Annotated in this window: 24 protein-coding genes and 1 pseudogene; 13 read left to right on the forward strand and 12 right to left on the reverse strand. The window is 51.6% G+C overall.

The window, feature by feature from the left end; all coding sequences use genetic code 11:
- Positions 1 to 110: 110 nt before the first annotated feature.
- Both ACLHV8_RS09395 and ACLHV8_RS09400 read left to right on the forward strand, forming a co-directional pair.
- Positions 111 to 995 (forward strand): LysR family transcriptional regulator, encoded by an 885-nt coding sequence (locus tag ACLHV8_RS09395; RefSeq protein WP_049005685.1) that lies wholly within the window; start codon positions 111 to 113, stop codon positions 993 to 995.
- Positions 996 to 1347: 352 nt separating this feature from the next.
- The gene (locus tag ACLHV8_RS09400) at positions 1348 to 1803 is read left to right on the forward strand and encodes a hypothetical protein (protein WP_208593952.1); all 456 of its coding nucleotides are present in this window, start codon (positions 1348 to 1350) and stop codon (positions 1801 to 1803) included.
- 53 nt (positions 1804 to 1856) lie between these two features.
- Here ACLHV8_RS09400 and ACLHV8_RS09405 read toward each other — a convergent pair whose 3' ends face one another.
- Entirely contained in the window at positions 1857 to 2258 is a 402-nt protein-coding gene (locus ACLHV8_RS09405) for a YybH family protein (protein ID WP_208593953.1), read from the reverse strand.
- Positions 2259 to 3099: 841 nt separating this feature from the next.
- On the opposite strand from ACLHV8_RS09405, the gene ACLHV8_RS09410 reads away from it, so the two are divergent.
- Complete coding sequence (locus ACLHV8_RS09410) at positions 3100 to 3510, forward strand: hypothetical protein (RefSeq protein ID WP_208593954.1); 411 nt, start codon at positions 3100 to 3102, stop codon at positions 3508 to 3510.
- Positions 3476 to 3682 carry a hypothetical protein gene (locus tag ACLHV8_RS09415; RefSeq protein WP_191933842.1) on the forward strand — a complete coding sequence of 69 codons (207 nt, stop codon included), beginning with the start codon at positions 3476 to 3478 and terminating at the stop codon, positions 3680 to 3682. Before ACLHV8_RS09410 ends, ACLHV8_RS09415 begins: the two co-directional genes overlap by 35 nt.
- Positions 3683 to 4008: 326 nt before the next feature.
- Here ACLHV8_RS09415 and ACLHV8_RS09420 read toward each other — a convergent pair.
- Positions 4009 to 5129, reverse strand: a protein-coding gene (locus ACLHV8_RS09420; protein WP_121528277.1) for an IS3-like element ISSen4 family transposase whose coding sequence is annotated in 2 segments (ribosomal slippage) — positions 4009 to 4871 and positions 4871 to 5129 — 1122 coding nt in all. Because the reading frame shifts where the segments join, the coding sequence is not laid out codon by codon here.
- 291 nt (positions 5130 to 5420) lie between these two features.
- Positions 5421 to 6215, reverse strand: coding sequence for an AraC family transcriptional regulator (locus ACLHV8_RS09425; RefSeq protein ID WP_208595268.1), 795 nt, complete (start codon positions 6213 to 6215; stop codon positions 5421 to 5423).
- 102 nt (positions 6216 to 6317) lie between these two features.
- On the opposite strand from ACLHV8_RS09425, the gene ACLHV8_RS09430 reads away from it, so the two are divergent.
- Positions 6318 to 7445, forward strand: coding sequence for an MFS transporter (locus ACLHV8_RS09430; protein WP_208595269.1), 1128 nt, complete (start codon positions 6318 to 6320; stop codon positions 7443 to 7445).
- Positions 7446 to 7463: 18 nt separating this feature from the next.
- On the opposite strand, the gene ACLHV8_RS09435 is transcribed toward ACLHV8_RS09430, so the two are convergent.
- Positions 7464 to 8123, reverse strand: a complete 660-nt coding sequence (locus ACLHV8_RS09435) for a DsbA family protein (protein WP_208595270.1) — start codon at positions 8121 to 8123, stop codon at positions 7464 to 7466.
- 64 nt (positions 8124 to 8187) lie between these two features.
- A complete protein-coding gene (locus tag ACLHV8_RS09440) occupies positions 8188 to 8544 on the reverse strand; it encodes a gamma-glutamylcyclotransferase (RefSeq protein ID WP_208595271.1) in 357 nt (118 codons plus the stop codon).
- Between the two features lie 118 nt (positions 8545 to 8662).
- Here ACLHV8_RS09440 and gcvA point away from each other — a divergent pair, with 118 nt between their 5' ends.
- Positions 8663 to 9562 carry a transcriptional regulator GcvA gene (gene gcvA / locus ACLHV8_RS09445; RefSeq protein ID WP_208595277.1) on the forward strand — a complete coding sequence of 300 codons (900 nt, stop codon included), beginning with the start codon at positions 8663 to 8665 and terminating at the stop codon, positions 9560 to 9562.
- 82 nt (positions 9563 to 9644) lie between these two features.
- On the opposite strand, the gene ACLHV8_RS09450 is transcribed toward gcvA, so the two are convergent.
- Both ACLHV8_RS09450 and ACLHV8_RS09455 read right to left on the reverse strand, forming a co-directional pair.
- A complete protein-coding gene (locus ACLHV8_RS09450; protein WP_128347920.1) occupies positions 9645 to 9962 on the reverse strand; it encodes a YebG family protein in 318 nt (105 codons plus the stop codon).
- 77 nt (positions 9963 to 10039) lie between these two features.
- Positions 10040 to 11020 (reverse strand): annotated as a pseudogene (locus ACLHV8_RS09455) (nitrilase family protein).
- A 100-nt stretch (positions 11021 to 11120) separates the two neighbouring features.
- On the opposite strand from ACLHV8_RS09455, the gene ACLHV8_RS09460 reads away from it, so the two are divergent.
- Positions 11121 to 12035 carry a LysR family transcriptional regulator gene (locus tag ACLHV8_RS09460; RefSeq protein WP_208595272.1) on the forward strand — a complete coding sequence of 305 codons (915 nt, stop codon included), beginning with the start codon at positions 11121 to 11123 and terminating at the stop codon, positions 12033 to 12035.
- On the opposite strand, the gene ACLHV8_RS09465 is transcribed toward ACLHV8_RS09460, so the two are convergent.
- Entirely contained in the window at positions 11959 to 12309 is a 351-nt protein-coding gene (locus tag ACLHV8_RS09465; RefSeq protein ID WP_028017378.1) for a helix-turn-helix domain-containing protein, read from the reverse strand. The genes ACLHV8_RS09460 and ACLHV8_RS09465 overlap by 77 nt on opposite strands.
- A 338-nt stretch (positions 12310 to 12647) precedes the next feature.
- Here ACLHV8_RS09465 and ACLHV8_RS09470 point away from each other — a divergent pair, with 338 nt between their 5' ends.
- Positions 12648 to 13823 (forward strand): efflux RND transporter periplasmic adaptor subunit, encoded by a 1176-nt coding sequence (locus ACLHV8_RS09470; RefSeq protein WP_208595273.1) that lies wholly within the window; start codon positions 12648 to 12650, stop codon positions 13821 to 13823.
- Positions 13824 to 13846: 23 nt separating this feature from the next.
- Positions 13847 to 16999 (forward strand): multidrug efflux RND transporter permease subunit OqxB, encoded by a 3153-nt coding sequence (oqxB, locus tag ACLHV8_RS09475; RefSeq protein WP_129324838.1) that lies wholly within the window; start codon positions 13847 to 13849, stop codon positions 16997 to 16999.
- A gap of 59 nt (positions 17000 to 17058) precedes the next feature.
- Here oqxB and ACLHV8_RS09480 read toward each other — a convergent pair whose 3' ends face one another.
- Positions 17059 to 17538 carry an RrF2 family transcriptional regulator gene (locus ACLHV8_RS09480; protein WP_028017381.1) on the reverse strand — a complete coding sequence of 160 codons (480 nt, stop codon included), beginning with the start codon at positions 17536 to 17538 and terminating at the stop codon, positions 17059 to 17061.
- Positions 17539 to 17783: 245 nt separating this feature from the next.
- On the opposite strand from ACLHV8_RS09480, the gene ACLHV8_RS09485 reads away from it, so the two are divergent.
- Positions 17784 to 18368 carry a dihydrofolate reductase family protein gene (locus ACLHV8_RS09485; RefSeq protein ID WP_049005660.1) on the forward strand — a complete coding sequence of 195 codons (585 nt, stop codon included), beginning with the start codon at positions 17784 to 17786 and terminating at the stop codon, positions 18366 to 18368.
- Between the two features lie 52 nt (positions 18369 to 18420).
- On the opposite strand, the gene asd is transcribed toward ACLHV8_RS09485, so the two are convergent.
- Positions 18421 to 19539, reverse strand: coding sequence for an aspartate-semialdehyde dehydrogenase (gene asd, locus ACLHV8_RS09490; protein WP_208595274.1), 1119 nt, complete (start codon positions 19537 to 19539; stop codon positions 18421 to 18423).
- 334 nt (positions 19540 to 19873) lie between these two features.
- On the opposite strand from asd, the gene dgcJ reads away from it, so the two are divergent.
- Positions 19874 to 21391, forward strand: a complete 1518-nt coding sequence (gene dgcJ, locus ACLHV8_RS09495) for a diguanylate cyclase DgcJ (RefSeq protein WP_244250174.1) — start codon at positions 19874 to 19876, stop codon at positions 21389 to 21391.
- A gap of 120 nt (positions 21392 to 21511) precedes the next feature.
- Here the strand turns inward: dgcJ and ACLHV8_RS09500 are convergent, their stop codons facing one another.
- A complete protein-coding gene (locus ACLHV8_RS09500; protein WP_208595275.1) occupies positions 21512 to 22420 on the reverse strand; it encodes a LysR family transcriptional regulator in 909 nt (302 codons plus the stop codon).
- A 96-nt stretch (positions 22421 to 22516) separates the two neighbouring features.
- On the opposite strand from ACLHV8_RS09500, the gene ACLHV8_RS09505 reads away from it, so the two are divergent.
- Positions 22517 to 23500: an NAD-dependent epimerase/dehydratase family protein gene (locus ACLHV8_RS09505; RefSeq protein ID WP_208595276.1), complete on the forward strand. Its 984-nt coding sequence runs from the start codon at positions 22517 to 22519 to the stop codon at positions 23498 to 23500.
- A 106-nt stretch (positions 23501 to 23606) separates the two neighbouring features.
- Entirely contained in the window at positions 23607 to 23918 is a 312-nt protein-coding gene (locus tag ACLHV8_RS09510; RefSeq protein ID WP_239519041.1) for a barstar family protein, read from the forward strand.
- 165 nt (positions 23919 to 24083) lie between these two features.
- On the opposite strand, the gene ACLHV8_RS09515 is transcribed toward ACLHV8_RS09510, so the two are convergent.
- Positions 24084 to 24308 carry a hypothetical protein gene (locus ACLHV8_RS09515; RefSeq protein WP_108090007.1) on the reverse strand — a complete coding sequence of 75 codons (225 nt, stop codon included), beginning with the start codon at positions 24306 to 24308 and terminating at the stop codon, positions 24084 to 24086.
- Positions 24309 to 24477 lie beyond the last annotated feature (169 nt).

Consider the following 24477-nt stretch of genomic DNA (forward strand, 5'->3'; position numbering starts at 1 on the left):
AGGTACCGTGCGTTGTTGTGATGCGGCCATTATAGTTAGCAGAAAAAGTGCTGATTAGAGGGCGAATTCTGCTAGGATTCATATCATATTGTTATAAATATGGGGGCGGGATGGCGAGGCGGGAAAACTACAATGAGCTGTACCTGTTTATGCAGGTGGTGCGGGAAGGGAGCTTTACGGCAGCCGCGCAGCGGCTTGGGCTGGCACAATCCGGGATCAGCCGTTCGGTGCGCGAACTGGAAGAACGGCTGGGCGTTCAGCTGCTGGTTCGCACCACGCGAAAGCTGTCCCTGACTCAGGCTGGCGAGCAACTTTATCGCACCACGGAGTCGGGATTTGATGCGCTTGATAACGGCCTTGCCACCCTGGCGCATTTTCGCGAGACCCCCTCCGGCACGGTGCGCATTAATGCCAGCCAGCACGCCATCGACAAATGTCTGCTGCCGAAGCTCGCGGTGTTTAAGCAGCGCTACCCGGATATCCGGCTGGAGCTAATAAACGAGAGTCGGTTCGTTGACATCATCGCCGAGCGCTTCGATGCAGGCGTGCGGCTGGGGCCGGAAGTGGGGCAGGGAATGATCGCGGTACGCATCACCCCCGACATGGAGATGGCGGTGGTGGGCACACCGGAGCACTTTCGCCGCTACGGCTTCCCGCAAACGCCTGCCGATCTGACGCCTCACCCCTGTATTGCTTACCAGCTTGCTGACGGCAGTCTTTATCACTGGGAACTGGTGCAGGACGAAAAAATCGTTACCCATCGGCCGGAAGGACAGTGGGCGTTATCCGACAGCTATATGGAAGCCGAAGCCGCACGGCTGGGTCTGGGTCTGGCGTATGTGCCGGTTGAGCTGGTGGCAGACGATCTTGCACGCGGAACGCTTATCCGGGTGTTGCTGCGCTACAGCCTGCGTATGGAGGGTCTGTTCCTTTACTACCCGCACCGTAACGTGTCGCCCGCGCTGAGAGCGGTGATTGATACGCTGAAAATGTAGGCCGGGCAAGCGTAGCACTCCCGGTAGGGTTGCCGTTCTGGAAGACGCCTCGCAAACCTAAAAGTAACCCTGTGTAATTCAGGGATATCTCTTTTATTCAGGCGATCGCGGTCGTAAAGTGCCTGCGTTGCGGCACATCCGCAATCGGGCGTAGGAACCCGTATCTACAGAGCGATATTTATTTGTCGCGGCAGCGTTTCAATCGCTAAAATTGCGGTGGCGCTGGCGGAGCAGCCGCAAGGCTGGCCGTTTTCTCTGTGGGCGGTATTCCTACCTCTGTCAGCGCTACCCCCTCGAGCGTAGGAACTCATCGGGTGGTTCACCCAAATTTATACACTGAGGATGCCTTACGATGGCTACGATCCCAACCCTGACTTACCTCCCATCTGACGAAAGCGTCATTCTGCAACTTATCTCCCGACCACTTCCGGCTGACGCCGATCTGTTTGTCGTCGCCGACAACTGCGCTGCACTGGTGAGTGTGCTGGTCGAAATCGAAGATGCAACGATGTTTACGACGCTTTGCGAGCGTCTGCTGCACGCCCTGTGGAAGCTAAGGGAACTCTGCGATGTCGATCTTCCGCCAGACCTGATCGCACAACTGATCATGGGTGAGAAACTGAACTCCTGCGTGCCGGACTGCTGGCAGGATACCGTGACTCAGGTGGACTATGCTCTGGCGCTGACACAAGCGGTTAAGGGCGGAACGCTACCTGCGAATGTAGCGAAAGAGCTAACGGGCTTGCTGCACGATATGGTGTGGCTGCTGGCGGAGTTTGTGAAGGAGCCGCGCATTACTGCGCATTAAGGTTGCTGGTATGGAGGGGCGGTAGCGCCCCTTTGACGTCGTGATAAAAGTAATCAGTTCCTCGTATCCAGGAGTGACGTCCCGTAGGAATTGTCGATGGTACAAAGCCAGCGACCATCGCTCTCCTGTCGAAAAACATAGGTCGCGCGACGTGATATTTCCGTTCTTCCACCCTTGCCATCAGGAAAACGCAGAATGGTTTCCATGATAACAAGCGCATTGCCGCCACCTTCTATCACCTGCATCTCTCCTTGTTCGACAACCAGCTGATCCTGAAAATAATCTGAGATGGCAATAAACGCGCTGCGGATGTTTTCTTTACCTTTAACCGTCATGCCTGGCTTGACCACCAGAGCCGCATCTTCGGCGTAGTACTCCATCAGGGCGTCATAGTTTTTGGTGGTGATGGCGCGATCGCAGGATTCGATTATCTGGCGCAGCGGATGTGGGGTCATGCGCATTTCCTTTTTAAGTGATTAACACGTATTAACGTAACAGCCTGGTGCGTTTGTATAGCTACCAGGTTTTATGGGGGGAGTTCGGGGTTTAGGTAACGTTAGGGCGGCTATGAGCGAAAAGCGGACATTAATGATGAACGATTTATGACTCTCTTGGAGTCCTCTACGAATAGTCCTTAGCCCGACTGTGTTAACTCAATTTTTTAATGATCCAGCAGCCACTGCTGCATCTCGGACAGAACGTGTGGGGTAACGCGTCAGCGCGTACGGTCACATCGGTGGCTCGGATCAGCCAGTCGCAGATCCTGACGGGCAGGACGCGCTGCTTGCAGGTTTCTTCGTCCGCCTCAAGTTCCTCTCTGGAACTTGCGAAAGTCTCCTTAGATCGTCAATGTCGGCCGTTTCGGAAAGCGGGACACGTGCCATTTTTCGGCCAGCCGATTCCCGATCGACGCTGCTTGGTAGTGCGGATCACCTCGTGCAAAATGGCCGCGTTCAGGCCGACATCACGGCGGTGACGCAGGCCGGTAACCTCAGGCGCAAGCAGTTAGCGGGGCAGCTCGGCGTGTGGCCGCAGTCGGGCTGAGGGGGGGCTGACCGTTTAAGACAGGTAGTGACATAAACGCTCTGTCTCCTCTGACCGCGCTGCGGGCATTCTGTCGGGGTTTTTATCTCTGACGTTTTCTCAGATTTCACACAGTGACGCCGGCTCATAATTTGCCAATGTTCGCCCATCGGGCGGGCGCAGGCCACCGCAATGCTTCTTTTTCTTGAATGATCGCAACAGGTTCAGTTACTCTTGACTGGAAATGATTCTTGAAATTTAAGGGGGCGCAAAGTGTCTAATGTCTTAACCTTTTCAGCTGACGTAAAAGAAACCCCGATAGATGAAATGTCCTCGGATGAGTACATCGAAAGTCTTGAGAAGAAGTTCAAAAGCGCTACAGGTTCGGTCAATAAACGAAACTTATTCTTAAGAATCAAGTCATTGCTAGGTCAGAGGAAAATAAAGTTTCGCCTTTCTCCTCCCTCCGACTGGCAAACAAATAAAAAATCTAATGTCTTGTACTTTTCTCAAGAAAAAGTAGTTTATACCTTAGGTCCGATGAAAGAGTTTTCTGTAAAAGAAGGATGGGAGCTCAAGACCATCTCTCTAACTGGGAACGCTGCTATAACCGTTCAAGAAATCATCAATTATTTAGAGGGCATACAGCATGGCAAAGAAACCGTTAAAGAAACCCGAAAGTGATCTCCGCGCAAATTTTGCAGAGAATAAGAAAGCCTGGGTTAATGGTGCTAAAACAGTGAACAACACCATTGCAGAACAGGCAGGACAGGACCTGAAAAACGGTGATGGTCGCTTAATGAAGACTTACAATGACAACAACCGTACAATTGATGATATTGATAAGAATGGTTAACGGTGGGGGCCGCAGTATAGTGCGGCCCTGACCTACGAAGTCTCCACCCTCCCTCCTGATTAATCTTTTGCTATTCAGAGTTGCGCAGGCAATGTCTGACACAGAGTAGGTTCACCAGGCCTAGTTTGCCTTCCGTCTCCTGCACTAGCGCGTATTTCAGTCCCATTAACCGTATGGAGCAGGGGCTATCAGTTTCTGAAGGCGCTACGCGGAACCGTCCGCCTGAAGATAAGTCATAGCGCTTCTTCTGTGCGTCACAAACGACGCTGTTACGGGAACGGGAGAATTGCAAGATTGTGACCTGCCCCCACGATTAGATACAACACTCAGTTAGTAACGTCGGAATCTTCATTCTCAGAATGACCCTTTCTCCAGCCCGCTGCAAATTCAGACGGTGTCTGATAATTCAGCGTGGAGTGCGGGCGGCATTCGTTATAATCCTGCCGCCAGTCATTAATAATTTTCCTGGCATGAACGATATCGCTGAACCAGTGCTCATTCAAACATTCATCGCGAAATCGTCCGTTAAAGCTCTCAATAAATCCGTTCTGCGTTGGCTTGCCCGGCTGGATTAAGCGCAACTCAACACCATGCTCAAAGGCCCATTGATCCAGTGCACGGCAAGTGAACTCCGGCCCCTGGTCAGTTCTTATCGTCGCCGGATAGCCTCGAAACAGTGCAATGCTGTCCAGAATACGCGTGACCTGAACGCCTGAAATCCCAAAGGCAACAGTGACCGTCAGGCATTCCTTTGTGAAATCATCGACGCAGGTAAGACACTTGATCCTGCGACCGGTGGAAAGTGCGTCCATGACGAAATCCATCGACCAGGTCAGATTGGGCGCCGCCGGACGGAGCAGCGGCAGACGTTCTGTTGCCAGCCCTTTACGACGTCTTCTGCGTTTTACGCCCAGGCCACTGAGGTGATAAAGCCGGTACACGCGCTTATGATTAACATGAAGCCCTTCACGGCGCAGCAACTGCCAAATACGACGGTAGCCAAAACGCCTGCGCTCCAGTGCCAGCTCAGTGATGCGCCCTGATAAATGCGCATCAGCAGCCGGACGGTGAGCCTCATAGCGGCAGGTCGACAGGGATAAACCTGTAAGCCTGCAGGCACGACGTTGCGACAGACCGGTCGCATCACACATCAACATCACGGCTTCCCGCTTCTGGTCTGTCGTCAGTACTTTCGCCCAAGAGCCACCTGAAGCGCCTCTTTATCCAGCATGGCTTCGGCAAGCAGCTTCTTGAGTCTGGCGTTCTCTTCCTCAAGCGACTTCAGGCGCTTAACTTCAGGCACCGCCATACCGCCATACTTCTTACGCCAGGTGTAAAACGTGGCATCGGAAATGGCATGCTTGCGGCAGAGTTCACGGGCGGGTACCCCAGCTTCGGCTTCGCGGAGAATACTGATGATCTGTTCGTCGGAAAAACGCTTCTTCATGGGGATGTCCTCATGTGGCTTATGAAGACATTACTAACATCGGGGTGTACTAATCAACGGGGAGCAGGTCAATTGACGGTAAAGTCACCCGGTGTTTCAGGACGGATGATAAGGCAGGAAATTTTACGTCTGAAGATGGCAACACCTTGCACGTTCCATGGCAGAAGTGTAAGTATCCCAGTAAAACGAACCATTAGCTTTTATATAATCTCTGGCACTCCAACTTCCTCTCCTGGCACAAAGCGGGCGAGCTAACTAAGAAGCAAGTCAGCTGTGAGCGAAGACTGGCTGTTAAACCGACGTTACGTCCTGATGTTCAGCAATTAAATGCCGGAGGTAGCGGGTCGGCGTTGTTCCCGTATATTGGCGGAAGAAGACAATAAAGGCACTGTCACTGACAAAATCTAGCTGCTGTGCAACCTGACTTAGCGGCATACCCTCGCACAACATTTCCATCGCTTTCAGCAGCCTCCACTGTTGCCTCCAGCTCTGATAACTCATTCCCGTTTCCCGGATAAATATACGGCTTATCGTGCGTTCACATGCCCCTACCTTCTGGACTAATTGTCCAAGCCGAGGGGGTAATTCGCCCTTACGGATCGTGTTCAGCCAGGTATTCAGGCGAATATCTGAGGGAAACCGTAACGTCCAGTTTTCGCGATGGGCATTTTTAATTTCCTCACAAAAAACATTGATTAGACTGCTTTGTTGTTCTGTGGGCATTCCCCATGGCCAGAATGCCATCCGCTCGATCACCTCAAAGAACAGGGGATTAACTTCAACAACCTGTAGAGGTAATGCTGATAACGGTAAAGTGCTAGAAAAGTACAGAGAACGGTAGGCCATCGTACCCTTCATTATGGCGCGATGAGCCGTGCCGGCCGGTATCCATGCCGCACGCCTGGGTGGAAGCAGGCAAAGGGTATTATCCAGCTCAATTGTGATACTTCCCGCCGCCGAAAAAAGTAACTGATGACGAAGGTGGCTGTGCATCCCTGAATCATGTACCCCCATATCGGATGCAATTCCGATAACCAGATCGTCGAACAGATCCGGATCGAAAGAATCTTGAGGGTTTATCTTCATTGAATGTCCGATTTTAAATATATGTAGTCGTAATAATGGTAATTCGACATGGCAACTTCCGCAATGATACCTGCATATTCTGCTTATCTGAGGATTGTTGTTATGAACACCGATAAACAGCCACCGTTGTGGCTTCTGACATTACTGATTATGTTTCCTCAACTGGTCGAAACCATTTACAGCCCCGCATTGCCTGACATTGCCCGTGCTTTTCAGGTAGGCAGTGAACGTGCCGCGCAGACTCTTTCTGTCTATTTTGTCGCGTTTGCCGTCGGCGTTGCGCTCTGGGGCTGGTTAAGCGACCATATCGGTCGGCGACCGGCGATGATGGCCGGACTACTGTGCTACGGGACCGGTTCCACACTGGCGCTTGTCGCTCCAGGCTTTAGTGTTTTGCTCATGGCTCGCATGGTCGCGGCCATGGGGGCAGCAGCCGGATCCGTTGTCGTTCAGACCATGCTGCGTGATAGTTACGAATCGACGGCCTTAGCTCGCGTCTTTTCTGTTATGGGTGCGGCGTTGGCAATCAGCCCGGTTTTCGGTCTGGTGAGTGGAGGCTGGCTGGTTAGCCTGTACGGACATACCGGCGTATTTGTTGCGCTGGCCTCACTGGCGCTGGTTCTGCTGACACTGACCGCATTCTTGCTGCCAGAAACGCGGTCGGAAAATACTTCCAGTGCCCGTCTTGGCGGGCTGGTTTACCGAATGGCGGGTGATGCAAGGCTGTGGAAAAATGCAGCGCTTGTTGCGCTGCTCAATACGATGATTTTCAGTTACTACAGCCTTGCGCCGTTTCTTTTTGGGCAACTGGGCTGGAGTCCCAGGGCTTTCGGATGGACGGGAATTTTACTGGCTTTTGCTTCTCTGTCGGGCAGCCTCTGGAACCGGAAACTGTTGTCTGTCGGTTTGTCACCAGAACAGCTGGTGAAGAATGCGTGCCTGCTGGCCCTGTTATCGGGTATTGCAGCATGGGTTTTACAGCAATCCGTATGGATCCTTTTGCCGATGGCCGGGATTGTGGTTGCCTATGGAATCGCGATTCCAAACGTGTTGAGCCAGGCCCTGAGCCAGTATCGTGAACAGGCCGGAGCAGCCGGAGCGCTGTTTGGATTAGTCTACTATATGCTGTTGGGAATGATGCTGGGACTTGCCGGTATCGTGCAGCAGCTGGGATTAGTTCTGACAGCTTGTGCAGTAACAGCCTGTTTTTGCATCCTTTCTCGCCACTAAGCGTGCTGGCAAACCCATTCAGCCAAGCGCTAATAGCGTAGCGCGTAATTTCTCTGCGCCACCGTAAAGAGCATGTCCACTAATCATATGCTCTGTGCCATTAACCGTTGCCAGCAGCAAAGGCACTCCCCGGATACCTCGCTGATTCATAAGACGATTCACTTTCGCGATCCTCTCGTCCGTGATATGCCGCAGCGCGTTATCGGTTTCAAGCGCCAGAGCGACCCGTTCATGCTTTAACGCGAGGTTGTTTTTCCCGGCCCAGTCCTCAATGATATCACCCACCACGTCAGGTCTTGAGGTGTCTCGCCCCTCAACATAGCGGGCATGCTGTAGCGTATGAAGAAGATGTGTCTCGGCCGACGGGTTGATGTCACGAACCATGGTCAGAGCACGATTCATAAACGTCGAATCAAACCGCGTACCGCTCAGCAGAAGCTGATGATAGCGCTCGCTGAAAGGCTGCCCGGTGAGTGAAGCGATGCGCCGATCGTTGGACCAGGCGTACTCCGCCCATTCCGCGGTGATGTCCCGGGCTCCCTCATCGCTGAACAGCCCGCTGGGCATTAGCGCAAGTTTATCAGCGTGGTGCTGAGCAAGGTAACCCAGCGCCGGCGCGCTGGCGTAGCACCAGCCGCAAAGTGGATCAAATAAATACTGCAGTCTCTCAAAACGCATGTTGCCTCCTTCATAACGGAATAGCGCCATCATAATGCGTTCGAACCTCGTTAAAAACGGGCATTCAGTAAATGCAGTGTTGCGTAAAATGAGCGAATGGCTTAAGCCGGTACACCCATGAATGTATTGTCTGACCGGCAGTCGTCGTGACGTCTACCGGTACACGCTCATACTCAGCACCTTCAAACCGATCGAGTACATCCCAGTGATTACGCAAATTCGCTGAAGTGAAAATAAACCCCTGAACACGATTACCCGAGTCATCCAGCACGATCCCCGGATACCCCATCTCTGCACCCCAGCCTTTATTTAACAGAGACCCACCCACGTGTCCTTCCTGCCACGACCCACCGATATTCTCAAGAATATGCGCATTAGGTCTGCCTGGACCGAGCGTCCCGTACACGAACAAACTTTCCATTATCCCTCCGATAACATGATGAAAATAAAATGGTTATTTGTTTCGATTTTGATTTTGGGACGAGGGCCTGACAAATCATTTGTTCTCACACCATGCGTGAATTATTATCACGCGTATGATGTTCGATCGCCTCCCACCCTTGCAAACGCTTCGGGCTTTTGAAGCCACTGCCCGGCTCTCCAGCATGACGCTGGCGGCAGCGGAGTTGCACGTCACGCACGGCGCGATAAGCCGGCAAATCCGGAAGCTTGAAGATCATCTGGGGATAAAGCTATTTCACAGACTGACGCGACAGATAATCCTGACGGAGGAGGGGGCTGAATTCCACCCTTCGGTTACCCGCCTTCTGGGTGATTTAGTGAGAGAGTCCGAGCGTTTACGCGAAAGGAGCCCAGCAAAAAGTTTGCGTATCAGTACAACGGTTTCATTCGCCAGTAAGTGGTTGGCCCCACGTCTCAGCCGTTTCAGGCAGCGGCATCCTGAACTCGATATTCAGCTGGATGTTACTGACATTAACGTGGATCTTAACGATGGTCAGGTCGATGCAGCAATTCGTTATGGCCGTGGTAATTATCGCGACGTCTGTTCTGAGCGAATCTTGAGTGAAACAGTCACCCCTGTCTGTAGCCCCGACTTTATTAAGGAACATAACGGTCTGAAAGAAATTAAGGATCTTTCAAACTGCGTGCTTCTTCATGAGTACAGAATGCTGGCGAACTGGGAGGCATGGTTTGAAATGGCCGGAGAAAACCATTTCAGCGGCCATCAGGGGACCTTATGGACGCTTGGCAGCATGGCTACCGAAGCCGCTATACGTGGCGAAGGCGTGGCTCTGGGACGGAGTGTGCTGATTGCAGATGATGTCGCTACCGGAAGGCTTGTTGTTCCGTTTCCGCAATACAAACTTAAAGCAGAGCGGGGATACGATTTAGTTTACCGTTTGGATAATAAGGATTCGTTTAAAATACGAACGCTGAAGCAATGGCTGTTCGAAGAAATAAGCCTGCTGAAAGATTAACAGGGAACCCTACAAACAGCTAAAAAAGCCGCAAGCAGTTATCTCCTTACGGCTTCGGAACAGGTAATGATTATTCTCGTAATCAGGCCGCTTTCACCGCTCTGATTTTTTTATCATCAACCGCATCGGCTTCTGTTTTATCTGCAACAACGGCGGCATTGAGATCGGGAAGCTTGCTGGTACGCAGAATATGCTGCACGGCCTCTTTCTGCTCGGCGAGATACAGACCAAGATCTTCAGCCTGTGTTTCATCCATCTGCATTCCGCTTTGCAACAGCCAGTCGGTGAACGCGTCTGCCATATCAAGCAGCTTGTCGTGAGCGTCAGCTTCTTTCTTACTGGCAAATGTCATTTTCTCTTCACCTTTTCTTACGACAACATATTTTGTTTCAACAGCCATTATGCGCACCTCATACTGTAATTATATACAGCATAACAGCTCCGGGTTTATGTTGCAGCTAAAAAATGCTGACATTTCTAGCGGGCAGGGGGCTCATTCGAAAATCGTGCGCTGATCGCATCACGTTCATAGCCCTGCGGCTGGGTCAATATCTGGTATAAATCGGGGCGGCGACCGTGGATCCAGCGGCGTCCGGTGCTCATAGCAAGCAGGCTTAAATCCAGTTCAGCGCTCACCATCATATTTTCAGCCGCCCAGGTTTCATTCACAATCCTGCCATAGGGGTCGAGGATCATGGCATTTCCTGTGCGCACTTCGTCATCATCTGCACCCACACCGTTGCTGAAGAGAACAAATAATCCGTTGTCATGTGCACGGGCAGGCAGCCAGCGCATGAGCCATTCCCGACCGCTTGCCCCTTTGAATGCGGCCGTAATTTCCTCCTTGCGCGTTTCCCGCGCCTCCCAGAGCGCCAGCGGAATCGGCTTCATGCCATGAGGACTGCGGGAATCGGTACCGCCCGTTTGATGCGGCGCGAGAAGAATATCGGCACCCAGCAACGCCGTCGCGCGCACGTTTTCGACCAGATTATTGTCCCAGCAAATCAGGATGCCGACTTTCACTCCCCAGGGCGTATCAAAAACGGTAAAGCTGTCCCCGCTGCTGATGGCCGGATGTTCAAACGCATGGAGTTTACGGTGCGTATGCATTGAGCCGTCCGGCATACAGGCAACATATGCATTGTAAAGACGGCCATCGTCGGCTCTTTCAATAAGACCTGCGCCAATAAGCATTTGATGTTTAATCGCCAGAGAGCGAATTAACATCAGGGAAGGGCTTTCAGCAATCGGCTCTGCCAGAGCTGATACCTCCGCTGAGGTGAGTTTGGGGACATGCCAGTAGCCGGTGATACACATTTCAGGGAAGGTGAGAATTTTCACCTGCTCAAGCGCCGCTTGCTCAATAAATTTCTACATTATCAGCAGGTTGTATTTTTTATTACTGGCCTGATGCTGAAACTGTACGGTTGCCGCCTTTAAGGATTGATGTTCGTTCATGATGTGTCTCCAGTTGTCATCGAAACTGAATTACATAACGCTTTCCAATAACTGTATAATCAAATCATTTCTGATTTTAATAACCATCTGGAATGCAAAATTGAACATCCGGTTGCTTAAAGCCTTTGTGGTACTGGCTGAAAAAGGGAACTATGCCGATGCGGCGCGGGCGCTGTTTATCTCACAACCGGCATTGACCAAACAGATTAATCTCCTCGAATCTCAGGTGAATATGTCTCTTTTTTCACGAGGTCGTCACGGCGCAGTACTGACGGCCAACGGCAAACGTTTACTGCCAGAGGCTGAAAAAGTGGTCAGGCAAACCCAGTTATTTATGCAGCATGCTGAGCGGGTCTCAAAAGGGGTTGAAGGGCATATTGCCGTCGGGTTCGGTCTCTCAAGCTTTTATCTGGCACCACGCTGTATTGCAGACTTTCGTCGCGACTTCCCGGGAGTCGAGATGTCCTTGACGGATCTGCCTTCCTTCCAGCAGTACGAGCAATTGCAAAATGATGAGCTACAGGTGGGGTTTGTCAGGGTTCCGCCCCCCGTGGCGCTTGAATACCTGCCGTTATTTACCGATCGGCTGGTTCTGGTTGCGCCCGCCGCGTCGCCGACAATGTCTGTGGCTGAGTGGCTCGCGAAACGCCCTCTGTTGCGGCTTTATGATGAGCGAGGACGGGGTTTAAACGCACAGATTGACCGCTTCCTGCATGACAACGGTCTTTTCATCTCATCGACGCAACTGACTGACGATATACAAACTATCGTCGCAATGGTGATTGCGGGGATCGGTGTGGCCATTCTGCCCACCAGCGTGACCCATATCGCGCCGCCGGAACTGGTGATTATTCCGCTAACGGGGGAGTCAATAAGCTGGGAGGTGGGCATCGCCTGGGACGCAAGCAGGGAGGATGTCATCCGTGACAATTTCATTGCTAGCGTAGCTGCTGCGTTTCCGGGCCACCCAGACTCCGCCGCCATGCGCCAGGCGCCTGACCATACTGACGCTTAAAGCTGCGGTTGAAGGACTGCTGTGAGTCAAAGCCCAGCGCGATCGCCACATTCAGAATCGGTTCATCACTTTGAGCCAGCCGTTCGACCGATTTTTGCAGCTTTTGCGCGCGAATATACTCGGCGAGAGGGGAGCCAGTATGCTCTTTGAAGAGCCGCTGGAGGTGCCATTTTGAGTAACCGGATCGCCTGGCGACGGACTCAATGTCCAGACGGCTATCAAGGTTGTTGTCGATCCAGTCGAGTAAATCATGCATAAATGCGCCAGTGTTCATCTGGTTATCCTCATACCGCTCGCCTAAAAGTATCTTTGTCTGTTGCATTTAAAGGTTGGCTGGTTTTTACGTTAATTGCAAGTTTTATTGTTGCATTTAAATCCTTGAGCGAAACGGCTCTTTTCCCTTCGACTCAAATAGCACATAAAGTGCAACAATTATTCTTGCACTTAGTTAAGCGCATTCCTACAATCGCCGCGAATAGTGTATTCATTACTGTTACAGTTTTGTGGCGATGAACGGCACAAATGGCCTTAAGCCAGCTACCGGACAAAGGAAGTGGCGCGGCATCTCCTGCGGCGTCTTGTCCGGCGGCTACAATTATCGGAATAAAAATAATGAGCCTGCAAAAAACCTGGGGTAACTTTCATCTGAGCGCGCTGGGGGTCATGTTGCTCTCCGTGCTGCTCGTCGGATGCGATAACAGTGTCGCGCAAAACGCTGCGCCACCTGCGCCCGCCGTCAGCGTTGCTGACGTGGTTGTGAAATCCATAAGCCAGTGGGATAGCTTTAACGGTCGGATTGAGGCAGTGGAGAGCGTTCAGTTACGTCCGCGCGTCTCCGGTTACATTGATAAAGTGAATTACACCGATGGCCAGGAGGTGAAAAAGGGCGAGGTATTGTTCACCATTGATGACCGAACCTATCGTGCGGCGCTGGAGCAGGCACAGGCGAACCTGGCGAGAGCCAAAACGCAGGCCAGCCTGGCACAAAGCGAGGCCAACCGTACCGATAAACTGGTCAATACCAACGTAGTCTCCCGTGAAGAATGGGAGCAGCGTCGTTCAGCTGCCACCCAGGCACAGGCCGACATTCGCGCCGCGCAGGCGGCGGTTGACGCCGCACAACTTAACCTGGATTTCACCAAAGTCACCGCGCCTATTGATGGCCGCGCCAGCCGGGCGCTGATCACCAGCGGTAATCTGGTGACGGCGGGGGACACCGCCAGCGTCCTCACCACGCTGGTCTCGCAGAAAACGGTTTACGTTTACTTTGACGTGGATGAGTCGACCTATCTTCACTACCAAAATCTGGCCCGCAGCGGGCAGGGGGCGTCCAGCAATCACATGGCGCTTCCGGTGGAGATTGGTCTGACGGGCGAGGAGGGTTATCCCCATCAGGGCAAAGTGGACTTCCTTGATAATCAGTTAACGCCGAGTACCGGCACCATCCGTATGCGCGCGCTGCTGGATAACGCGCAGCGTCAGTTCACGCCAGGGCTCTTTGCCCGCGTACGCCTGCCGGGCAGCGCGGAATTCAAAGCCACGCTGATCGACGACAAAGCGGTGCTGACCGATCAGGATCGCAAATACGTGTATATCGTGGATAAAGAGGGGAAAGCACAGCGTCGCGACATCACGCCGGGACGTCTGGCAGACGGTTTACGCATCGTGCGGCAGGGGCTGAACCCTGGCGATAAAGTCATCGTCGAGGGCTTACAAAAAGTGTTCATGCCGGGGATGCCGGTTAACGCGAAAACCGTTGCCATGACTACCAGCGCCGCCCTTAACTGATCCCTTACCTGAGAATCCGACCCATGGACTTTTCCCGTTTTTTCATCGACAGGCCCATTTTTGCCGCCGTCCTGTCGATTCTGATTTTTATCACAGGATTGATCGCCATCCCGCTGTTGCCGGTGAGCGAATATCCTGACGTTGTGCCGCCAAGCGTGCAGGTGCGCGCGGAATACCCGGGCGCCAACCCGAAAGTGATTGCCGAGACCGTGGCGACGCCGCTGGAAGAGGCGATCAACGGCGTTGAAAACATGATGTACATGAAGTCCGTTGCGGGCTCGGACGGCGTACTGGTGACCACCGTCACCTTCCGTCCGGGAACCGACCCGGATCAGGCGCAGGTACAGGTGCAAAACCGCGTCGCGCAGGCCGAGGCGCGCCTGCCGGAAGACGTGCGGCGTTTGGGGATTACCACCCAGAAACAGTCGCCAACGCTCACGCTGGTGGTGCATCTGTTTTCGCCCAACGGGAAATACGACTCCCTGTATATGCGTAACTACGCCACGCTGAAGGTGAAGGACGAGCTGGCGCGCCTGCCCGGCGTCGGCCAGATTCAGATTTTCGGCTCAGGCGAATACGCGATGCGCGTCTGGCTGGATCCTAACAAGGTGGCAGCCCGCGGGCTGACCGCATCGGACGTGGTCACGGCTATGCAGGAGCAGAACGTTCAGGTGTCCGCTGGGCAACTGGGTGCCGAGCCGCTGCCGAAAGAGAGTGATTTCCTGATCTCCATTAACGCCCAGGGGCGTCTGCATACTGAAGACGAGTTTGGCAATATTGTCCTGAAAACGACGCAGGACGGTACGGTTGTCCGCCTGCGCGACGTGGCGCGTATCGAAATGGGTTCCGGCAGCTATGCGCTGCGTTCCCAGCTTAACAATAAAGACGCGGTCGGGATTGGCATCTTCCAGTCTCCGGGGGCGAACGCCATTGATTTGTCTAACGCGGTGCGCGCCAAAATGGACGAACTGTCCACGCGTTTCCCGGCAGACATGAAGTGGGCGGCTCCTTACGATCCGACGGTCTTTGTGCGCGATTCGATTCGTGCTGTCGTACAAACGCTGCTGGAAGCGGTGGTGCTGGTGGTGCTGGTGGTGATTCTGTTCCTGCAAACCTGGCGCGCGTCGATCATTCCGTTGATCGCGGTGCCGGTCTCTGTCGTGGGGACATTCAGCATTCTCTACCTGCTGGGCTTTTCACTTAACACCCTGAGCCTGTTCGGGCTGGTACTGGCTATCGGTATCGTGGTGGACGATGCCATCGTGGTGGTGGAAAACGTCGAGCGAAATATCGAAGAGGGGCTTGCTCCGCTTGCGGCGGCGCATCAGGCGATGCGTGAGGTTTCGGGGCCGATTATCGCGATTGCGCTGGTGTTGTGTGCGGTGTTTGTGCCGATGGCGTTCCTCTCAGGCGTCACCGGGCAGTTCTATAAGCAGTTTGCGGTGACGATCGCGATTTCGACGGTGATTTCCGCCATCAACTCGCTGACGCTTTCTCCGGCACTGGCGGCTCTGCTGTTAAAACCGCACGGCGCACCGAAGGATTTTCCGACCCGGCTTATTGACCGTCTGTTTGGCTGGATTTTCCGTCCGTTTAACCGCTTTTTCCACCGCAGCTCGAACGGTTATCAGGGGCTGGTGGGGAAAACGCTCGGACGACGCGGTGCGGTATTTGCGGTGTATCTGCTGCTGCTCTGTGCGGCGGGCGTGATGTTTAAAGCGGTGCCCGGCGGCTTTATTCCGACGCAGGACAAGCTGTACCTGATTGGTGGCGTGAAAATGCCGGAAGGTTCGTCGCTGGCGCGCACCGATGCGGTGATCCGCAAAATGAGCGAAATCGGGATGAATACCGAAGGTGTGGACTATGCGGTCGCGTTTCCGGGGCTGAATGCGCTGCAGTTCACCAACACGCCGAATACCGGGACGGTCTTCTTTGGCCTGAAACCGTTCGACCAGCGCAAACATACTGCGGCGGAAATTAACGCTGAGATCAACGCAAAAATCGCGCAAATCCAGGAAGGCTTTGGCTTCTCTATCCTGCCACCGCCGATTTTAGGTCTGGGTCAGGGGTCGGGCTATTCGCTGTACATCCAGGATCGCGGTGGTCTGGGCTATGGCGCGCTGCAAAACGCGGTGAACACCATGTCCGGTGCGATTATGCAAACGCCGGGGATGCATTTCCCGATCTCAACGTACCAGGCTAACGTGCCGCAGCTGGACGTGCAGGTTGACCGCGATAAGGCGAAAGCGCAGGGCGTGTTGCTGACCGATCTTTTCGGTACGCTGCAAACCTATCTGGGCTCGTCGTACGTTAATGACTTCAACCAGTTCGGGCGTACCTGGCGCGTGATGGCGCAGGCCGATGGGCAGTTCCGCGACAGCGTGGAAGATATTGCTAATCTGCGCACCCGTAACAGCCAGGGCGAAATGGTGCCGATTGGCAGTATGGTGAAAATCACGACCACCTACGGGCCTGATCCGGTGATTCGCTACAATGGTTATCCGGCGGCGGACCTGATTGGTGATGCCGACCCGCGCGTGCTCTCATCAGCGCAAGCGATGACGCAGCTGGACGCGATGTCTAAGCAGATCCTGCCGAACGGGATGAATATTGAATGGACGGATCTGAGCTTCCAGCAGGCCACCCAGGGCAATACGGCGCTGATCGTCTTCCCGGTAGCGGTACTGCTGGCGTTCCTGGTGCTGGCGGCGCTGTATGAAAGCTGGACGCTGCCTCTGGCGGTGATCCTCATCGTGCCGATGACCATGCTCTCCGCGCTGTTTGGCGTCTGGCTGACCGGGGGCGATAACAACGTCTTCGTGCAGGTGGGGCTGGTGGTACTGATGGGGCTGGCCTGTAAAAACGCGATTCTTATCGTGGAGTTTGCCCGCGAGCTGGAAATTCAGGGCAAAGGCATTATGGAAGCGGCGCTGGAGGCCTGTCGTCTGCGTTTACGTCCGATAGTGATGACCTCCATCGCCTTTATTGCCGGGACAATTCCGCTGATACTCGGTCACGGTGCGGGTGCGGAAGTGCGCGGCGTCACCGGGATCACCGTCTTCTCCGGGATGCTGGGCGTGACCCTGTTTGGTCTGTTCCTGACACCGGTGTTCTACGTGACGCTGCGTAAACTCGTAACGCGCGGTAAAGCGGAAAGGGAAGTGCTGCCTGCGTAAGGACATTGCAGATAATAAAAAACCGCCTTCACTGTGAAGGCGGTTTTTTTTCGTAAAAATTAATGGGCTTTTTTATACAGGGCGATAAGTTCAGGCACCGGATCGCACCCGCTGGTATCGGCTTTTTTGACCTCTTCCAGCGCGCTTGCCACAGTGTGGCGCGCTAATACCGCTAACGAAGCTTGCTCCGCTTCTTCGGAAATTGACTTGAAATACCAGCAGGCGTTAGCGCTGACTACGCAGCGAGCCGGTACGTCTGGACGCGACGCCCATAGCTTTTTATCTTCGATGACCGAAAGGTAGATGTCGCGCAGGGTGATCTCTTCCGGCGGGCGACCAAGATGAATAGAGCCGTTACGGCCAAGCGTTGAGACAATAATGCCATCACGCGTAAGCGGAACCATCAATTTGCGGATAAAGCTCGGGTTGGCTTCCAGGCCGTAGGCAAGAATGGCACTCGTCGAACGTTCACCCAATTGCTCCGCCATCGCTACGCTGAGAACCATCTGCAAAGCTGTCGGGAAGCGGTAATCTAACATTTCTCTTTCCTGGGTTGCGGTGAATCTTATTCTTTTTGGCACCGCAGAGGTGAATAATCAATGAGCAACAATATAACAAATACGGTCATTTTTTTGAAGCAATCTGCGGCATTCGTGATCGAACATCCTATTTTTTTCACCGCTTCACGCTTTTGTTCATCGCGATCCGATACAACTTGAGCGTGATCGGTGGTGAATGGACAAACCAAAGGCTACGTAATCAACACTTAATCAGAGAGAAAACCATGAGAAAAATCGTTTCGTTTGTTCATGTGTCGCTGGATGGTTTTGTCGCATCTAACGCTGAGGGGCAGGCGAGTCTGGACTGGATTTGCATAAGCCCCGATTTGTTTGAATACGTGGAGAAGCGGATTCAGCAGACCGACACCGCCCTATATGGGCGTACCACCTACCAGATGATGGAATCGTACTGGCCCACTGCTGCCGATAAGCCTGACGCCAGCCCGCATGACCTTGCGCATTCGCGTTGGTATAAATCTGCCAAAAAAGTGGTGTTGTCGAAAACGCTGTTGGAAAAAAATCACCCTAATACGCAAATTATCAGTAGCAACTTAAGCGACGAAATCAATAAGCTCAAGCAAAACGCGGGCAGCGAAATCTTATTGTTTGGTAGCCCCTCAGCGACTCACGCGCTAATGGCGGAAAACCTCATCGATGAATATTGGCTATTCGTCAATCCCGTTCTGCTGGGGCAAGGCATTCCCTTGTTCAAAAATATACAAGACAGAACCTCACTCATGTTGGTGAAGAGTCATATTTTCCCGTCGGGGGTAGTGTGCCTGCAATACGAGGTGAAACGAAATCGCTAAAGTAAGTTCCGCAAACACCTACTAAGTAGGTGTTTTGTCGGAATATTATGATTTACACTTTACCAAGCAGAATATTCAACATGCGACGCAATGGTTCCGCTGCTCCCCACAATAGCTGATCGCCTACCGTCAGGACCGAGTAGATAGGTTCATTGTTTAGCGACATTTTTTTGTAACGGCCAATACCCACCTTAAGCGAACCGCTGATATATGCCGGTGTTAGTGTGCTGATACTCTCAGCCTTGTTATTGGGCACATAGTTAACCCAAGGGTGGGAATTCATCACTAATTCTGCAAATTCCTCTTCGGGGACTTCACGCTTGAGCTTAAGGGTTATAGCAGCACTGTGGCAGCGGATTACGCCGACTCGTATGCATAAGCCGTTAACCGGGATCGTGCCGGGAGACAGACCTAAAATTTTGTTCGTTTCAGCCTCACCTTTCCATTCTTCACGGCTATTGCCATCGCCTAAATCGCTGTCAATCCAGGGAATGATGCTGCCCATCAAAGGAGCACCGAAGTTCTGGGTCGGCATATCAGCGCTGTTAATCAACTCACTGACCTTGTTAACTAAAGGAAGCACTGAACCTGAGGACGCCAGCTCATCCGAAGATAAATGGTTATTTATGTAAGCACTTTGTGTGATTAATTCCCGTACATATTGTGCACCCGCACCCGATGCGGACTGATAGGTCATCACACTCATCCATTCGATCAAGTCAGCCTTTATCAACCCAGCCAGGCCCATAAGACTCAGCGTAATGGAACAGTTGCCACCGACAAAAAGCTTAATACCTTCTTTGATTGCTCGATCAATATTTGTGCGGTTGACGGGGTCGAGAATAATGCAGGCTTTCTCATCCATCCGCAGCGCGGAGGCCGCGTCAATCCAGTAGCCTTGCCAGCCATGGTTAAGCAAAGCCGGGTAAACGGCTTTGGTATAATCCCCACCTTGACAGGTTATGATGATATCCATATCGGCCAGGGCGCTAATGGAATTAGCATCTTTAAGCGTGTAGCTGACGCCATTAATGACAGGACCAGCAGCACCTGCACTGGAGGTGCTGAAAAAATGTGCAGAAATATTGTCGAAGTCGTTCTCTTCAACCATTCGCTGTAGCAAAACCGAACCGACCATACCTCGCCAGCCAACAATACCAACTTGCTTCATTTGCTTAACCTTAATTACGTTATGAAAATGTTAATTTTCTTCGGGGCACGTTATATCTCATTCCATAATCAAGGTCATTATGAATTGCATTAGATTCCGGCAATATTAATATATTTCATGCGGCATCAGCATTTGTTATACCTTTGCCATATAAAATATCACCGCAACTACTTGATATCTATGGAATTAAATCCATCGTAACCTTTGGTGGTTGTCTGGAATAGATTGGCATTATGGGTGGCATTGAAAATTTATTCCTTGAGCAAGCATCCGCTAAGATGCCAGTGCTATAATTGCTATTATTTTTAGGTGGTACAACAGGGAATGAGCCATCTTGACCAGACAAAAATATATCAGTGCGATTTTTCTGATCGTGGTTTGCACAACCTCACTGTTTACCGCGCTGGCTGTTCGTAACGTGCATGATTTACAGAACTATCTGGGGTACGTTGCTGAAAATGGGAAATCGGCACTTTTTCATGAAGAGTCTATTAACCAGAATATTGCCACCCGGCTCTCGCGCGAGTTTTATCGTCGAATAGCCGATCCGGACTCTGACGATAGCGAACGGGCATCAATATGTCAGCAGTTAGAAACCGAGGGTAATATTTACGGATTCAATCTGTTGAAGAAAAACAGGAATAACCTTGAAGGTACGCTGCAAACCCGCAATACCTCGTGCAACGAGTGGGCGGGAGACATTGGCGCACTTTCGGTTATCCACACCGCTGAGCGCGCAGCCCAGTCGAAGTACAGCTTTTCAAATTATTCCGGCTATACGTTCAGGAACATCAGATACTATATCGATCTTGCTCATAACTATATTTATATTAATCAGCTAGTTAATACCCACAACTATACCTTCAGTAACTGGCTTGAGGGTAATAATGGCAGCATCAATATTGCACATAGCGCACACACGATTTCGATTGATGATAATGCCCTTAAAGATCTACTGAAGGGGGAAACCACGCTGTCTCATATTTATCAGGATGGCTACACCCGCAATAATATTATTAGCATGCTTACCCCGGTATTTCTGGGTGATAAAGTAAAAGGCATTCTGATTACAGACATCAATGTTGACGATCTGGTCGTTTCGTTTAATACTGTCGATCGTCCGTTGTTATGGCGATTCCTTTCTTTATATGTCACCGATAATGGAACCGGCATCCATATTGCTTTCCATAAGCCATATATCAAATCTTTTGCCTTGATCAGTTATGAAGATTCACTCACCCAGTATTACACTCTGCATGTGAAACTGGATGCTTTCTACGTCATTATTGCGAATTTATGGCTGTTTCTGCTTTATCTCCTTGGTACCTGGGCATTATGCCGATATGCGTATAAGCAGTTAATCAGACAAACGTTGCTTTCCAGGGATAATGTGACGGACGCAATGACCGGACTGTATAACAGAAAAGTCATTACACCTGAGCTGGAACATAAAATCCGCTCACTCGTTGACAGAGCTATCCCTGTCACGATCATCGCCATTGACAGTGATGGCCTCAAAAGAATCAATGATTCTCTCGGCCACCATATGGGGGATAAAGCGATACAGACGCTGGGGATGGTTCTGGGCAATGTCATTCGTAAAAGTGACTACGGTATCAGGCTTGGGGGCGATGAGTTCTGTTTACTTCTTATCGATTATACGCTGAATAAATCCCGCGAAGTTATTACCCGTGCGCAGAAGCAATTACTCACGATTGACCCGAATAAACTGGTGGCATTTTCCTGGGGGGCATATCAGTTGCGGCCTGGGGACACGCTGGATGTCGCGATGCTGAAAGCCGACGAGTTGCTCTATCAGCATAAACGCAGCAAATATGAAGAACGCCGATAAACTCGCGTGCATGAGTCTTTATTTCTTGCACGATAGCGCTCAGTGTAATCTGATTAAGGACGATCTAAGGCCGAACTGTATGGTGGCATGCCATTACATGGGTGATGTATTTTGGCATTTTTACGTTCGCTTCGGGTAGATATATTCCGCTAATCCCTTTGACAGAACATCGAAAACTAATTTGCAGCACCGACTATTACGCAGGTCTTCGTGCATGACGAGCCATGTATCAAGGTATAAAGAAAAGAAATGTGGAAGTATCCGCTGAAGCGGAATAGGTCCATTGGCCAGTTGTACCTGGCATATGCCAATGCCTGCACCGGCACGAATCAGGCTTAGCTGAGCCACGTCGCTGTCAGTGCGTATAGAAAAGAGATCCCGATTTAGCTGCGGGTATTTTTTCAATACATTACGGATGAAAGGCGTATTCCGATCAAAACCAACCAGCGCGTGTTTCAACAGATCTTCGGTATTGTCAGGCGCGCCATGTCGGGCAAGATAAGCAGTGGACGCGTGTAGACCGAGCTCAATGCTGCCAACGCGACGAGCAATAAGCTGCTCCTGTATTGGCGTCGTCATGCGTATCGCAATATCTGCTTCTCTATGCAGTAAATCCTGAACCCGATTGGACAGCACTAATTCAATCGTGATTTGCGGGTTGGATTCCCTGAGCTGCGCAATGAGTGGCGGGAGTACCTCGACACCAATAATCTCACTTGCAGAGACACGTACTACACCGCGAATGGACGCGCTGCTAGCACCAACGTTGGCCGCTGTACGCTCCAGCGTGTTAGCCGTACTCTCCATCGCTTCGGCATGTTCCCTCAACGCCTGCGCAGTTTCAGTTGCCAGCAATCCCGTTTGCGACCGCGTGAACAATACCTGGCCGAGGGCAGATTCCAGTGCAGCTATGTGCCGACCTGCCGTTGGTTGCGTAATACCAAGCATGCGGGATGCACCGGAAAGAGACCCTTCTCTGAGCACCGCAAGAAATGTTCGGTACCACTCCCATGGAATAGATGTCTTCATACAAATTTGTATACCTGCCCTATATTGATATGCAATACCATTTAGCTCTGCCTGTACTTATGCTGTCAATCTGAAATCAGCAAAGAGGCAAATACGATGGAAACCAGAGGGAAGGTCTTAATACTAGGCGCTACAGGCGGTATTGGTGGTGAAACTGCTCGACAACTCATTCGGGAAAAATGGGAGGTACGTGCATTAAAACGAGGAAGCCATGGAAGCGAACTTAATGGCGAAATCCAGTGGATAGCGGGCGATGCTCTCGACAAAGAACAAGTCGCCTCTGCGGCGAAAGACTGCTCTGTGATCGTACACGCCGTCAACCCACCCGGCTACCGAAACTGGCAGCATCTTGTATTGCCTATGCTGCGCAACACAATCAATGCAGCAGAAAGAAATGGATCCTTGGTAGTGCTTCCAGGTACCGTTTACAACTATGGTCCTGATGCCTTCCCGCTGTTACGAGAAGATGCTCAGCAAAGGCCAGTCACAAGGAAAGGAGCGATCAGGGTACAAATGGAGAAAGAACTTGAGGCCTATTCACGGCGTGGCGGACGGGTCCTGGTCGTCCGCGCGGGGGATTTCTTCGGTCCACACGCTGGTAATAACTGGTTTTCTCAAGGTTTGATCAAGCCCGGCACACTGCCAAAAGTAATTTCTAATCCAGGTACGGCTGAAACAGGTCATCAGTGGGCCTATTTACCTGATATCGCGAAAACTATTGCTGCATTGCTGGCGCGACGTGAAGAACTTGAGCCATTTGCGCGATTCCATATGCAAGGACATTGGGATCCCGACGGCAGCCAAATGGTCAGGGCGATACAACGTATCACCGCACACTATGGCGGTGTTGCCAAAATACACTCATTTCCGTGGTGGTTTATGCACCTGGCAGCACCTTTCAACGCAACCTTGCGCGAACTTCTGGAAATGCGGTATCTGTGGCGTCAATCGGTCCGCCTGGACAATACGAAACTCGTGACTTTTTTAGGTGCCGAGCCGCATACCCCTCTTGATGAGGCTGTTCGTATGACATTACAGGGACTGGGATGCCTCACAGCACGAAGCGGACGATCTAACTGAGCCAAAGGTCTGCTTTGAATGAAGAGCGGAAGTTGGTAATTGTTGAAACCATCAAGGCGGACATTACGTGCATTGTCGTGTATTAATTAACGGGTAGAAAGTCAAAGTGAGTGAACAGGAAATGAGTGTAGGTGAATTGTATTTGGATGGAGCGCACGTCCTATCTGAAAAAGAGTTTCATTCCATTATGTCTGCATCATTAGACTTTGGGCCCTACTATGGTAGAAATCTCGATGCATTGTGGGATCGCCTTAGCACCGATGTTGAAAGGCCAGTAAAAATAATATGGTTAAACTCTGATTTATCCAGAATATATCTTGGCAGTTATTTCGACGAAATTATCAAGGTTTTTGAGAGGGCAAAACTGCAAGACCTGAATTCAAATTGGGAAGAAAAGTTCGAGTATGTATTGAAATAACCCGTACCCGCTGGATAGTCCGGCGTAGTGGCATACCGATTTTGGCAACATAAACAGAAGTGTGAAATGACCGCTCCTGGCACTCAGGTGACCTACATAACGGCGTTCACCGAGGCTCAACTGGACAGTAAGATGTTTTTGTCCAGTTGTACCTGCCTGTGGCATTTATCTCAGTAATACCTGAATCAGCTGAACGAAGATATACACTGTCGCTGCCACTTGTATAGTCCGGAACCCCCATCTGAGATAGCGCCATTCCTGGCGTTCTCTGGCATCAGCTGCTTCAATAGCGGGGTCAGAACATTTTCTTTTCCTGGCCCTGAATTCATCGATTACCCACAAGATGAGAATAAAGATAATGATGGTTTTCTGAAGGATGGGATTATCCACAAAGAGTGACTCCGGCCTGCCCGCTGATACAAGCAGAATAGATGAACCACCTTCACGTAGCCACCACTAAATGTAGGGGTGATATTCGTTTTCGTTCTGGTGGATTTTGCGGTGATTCTGTCCATGGCAGTTTGCTCCCCTGCTATCTGACCGGCAGCGATGAGCGAGA

It is taken from the genome of Enterobacter sp. CPE_E863, from assembly GCF_046521465.1.
GTDB lineage: Bacteria > Pseudomonadota > Gammaproteobacteria > Enterobacterales > Enterobacteriaceae > Enterobacter > Enterobacter adelaidei.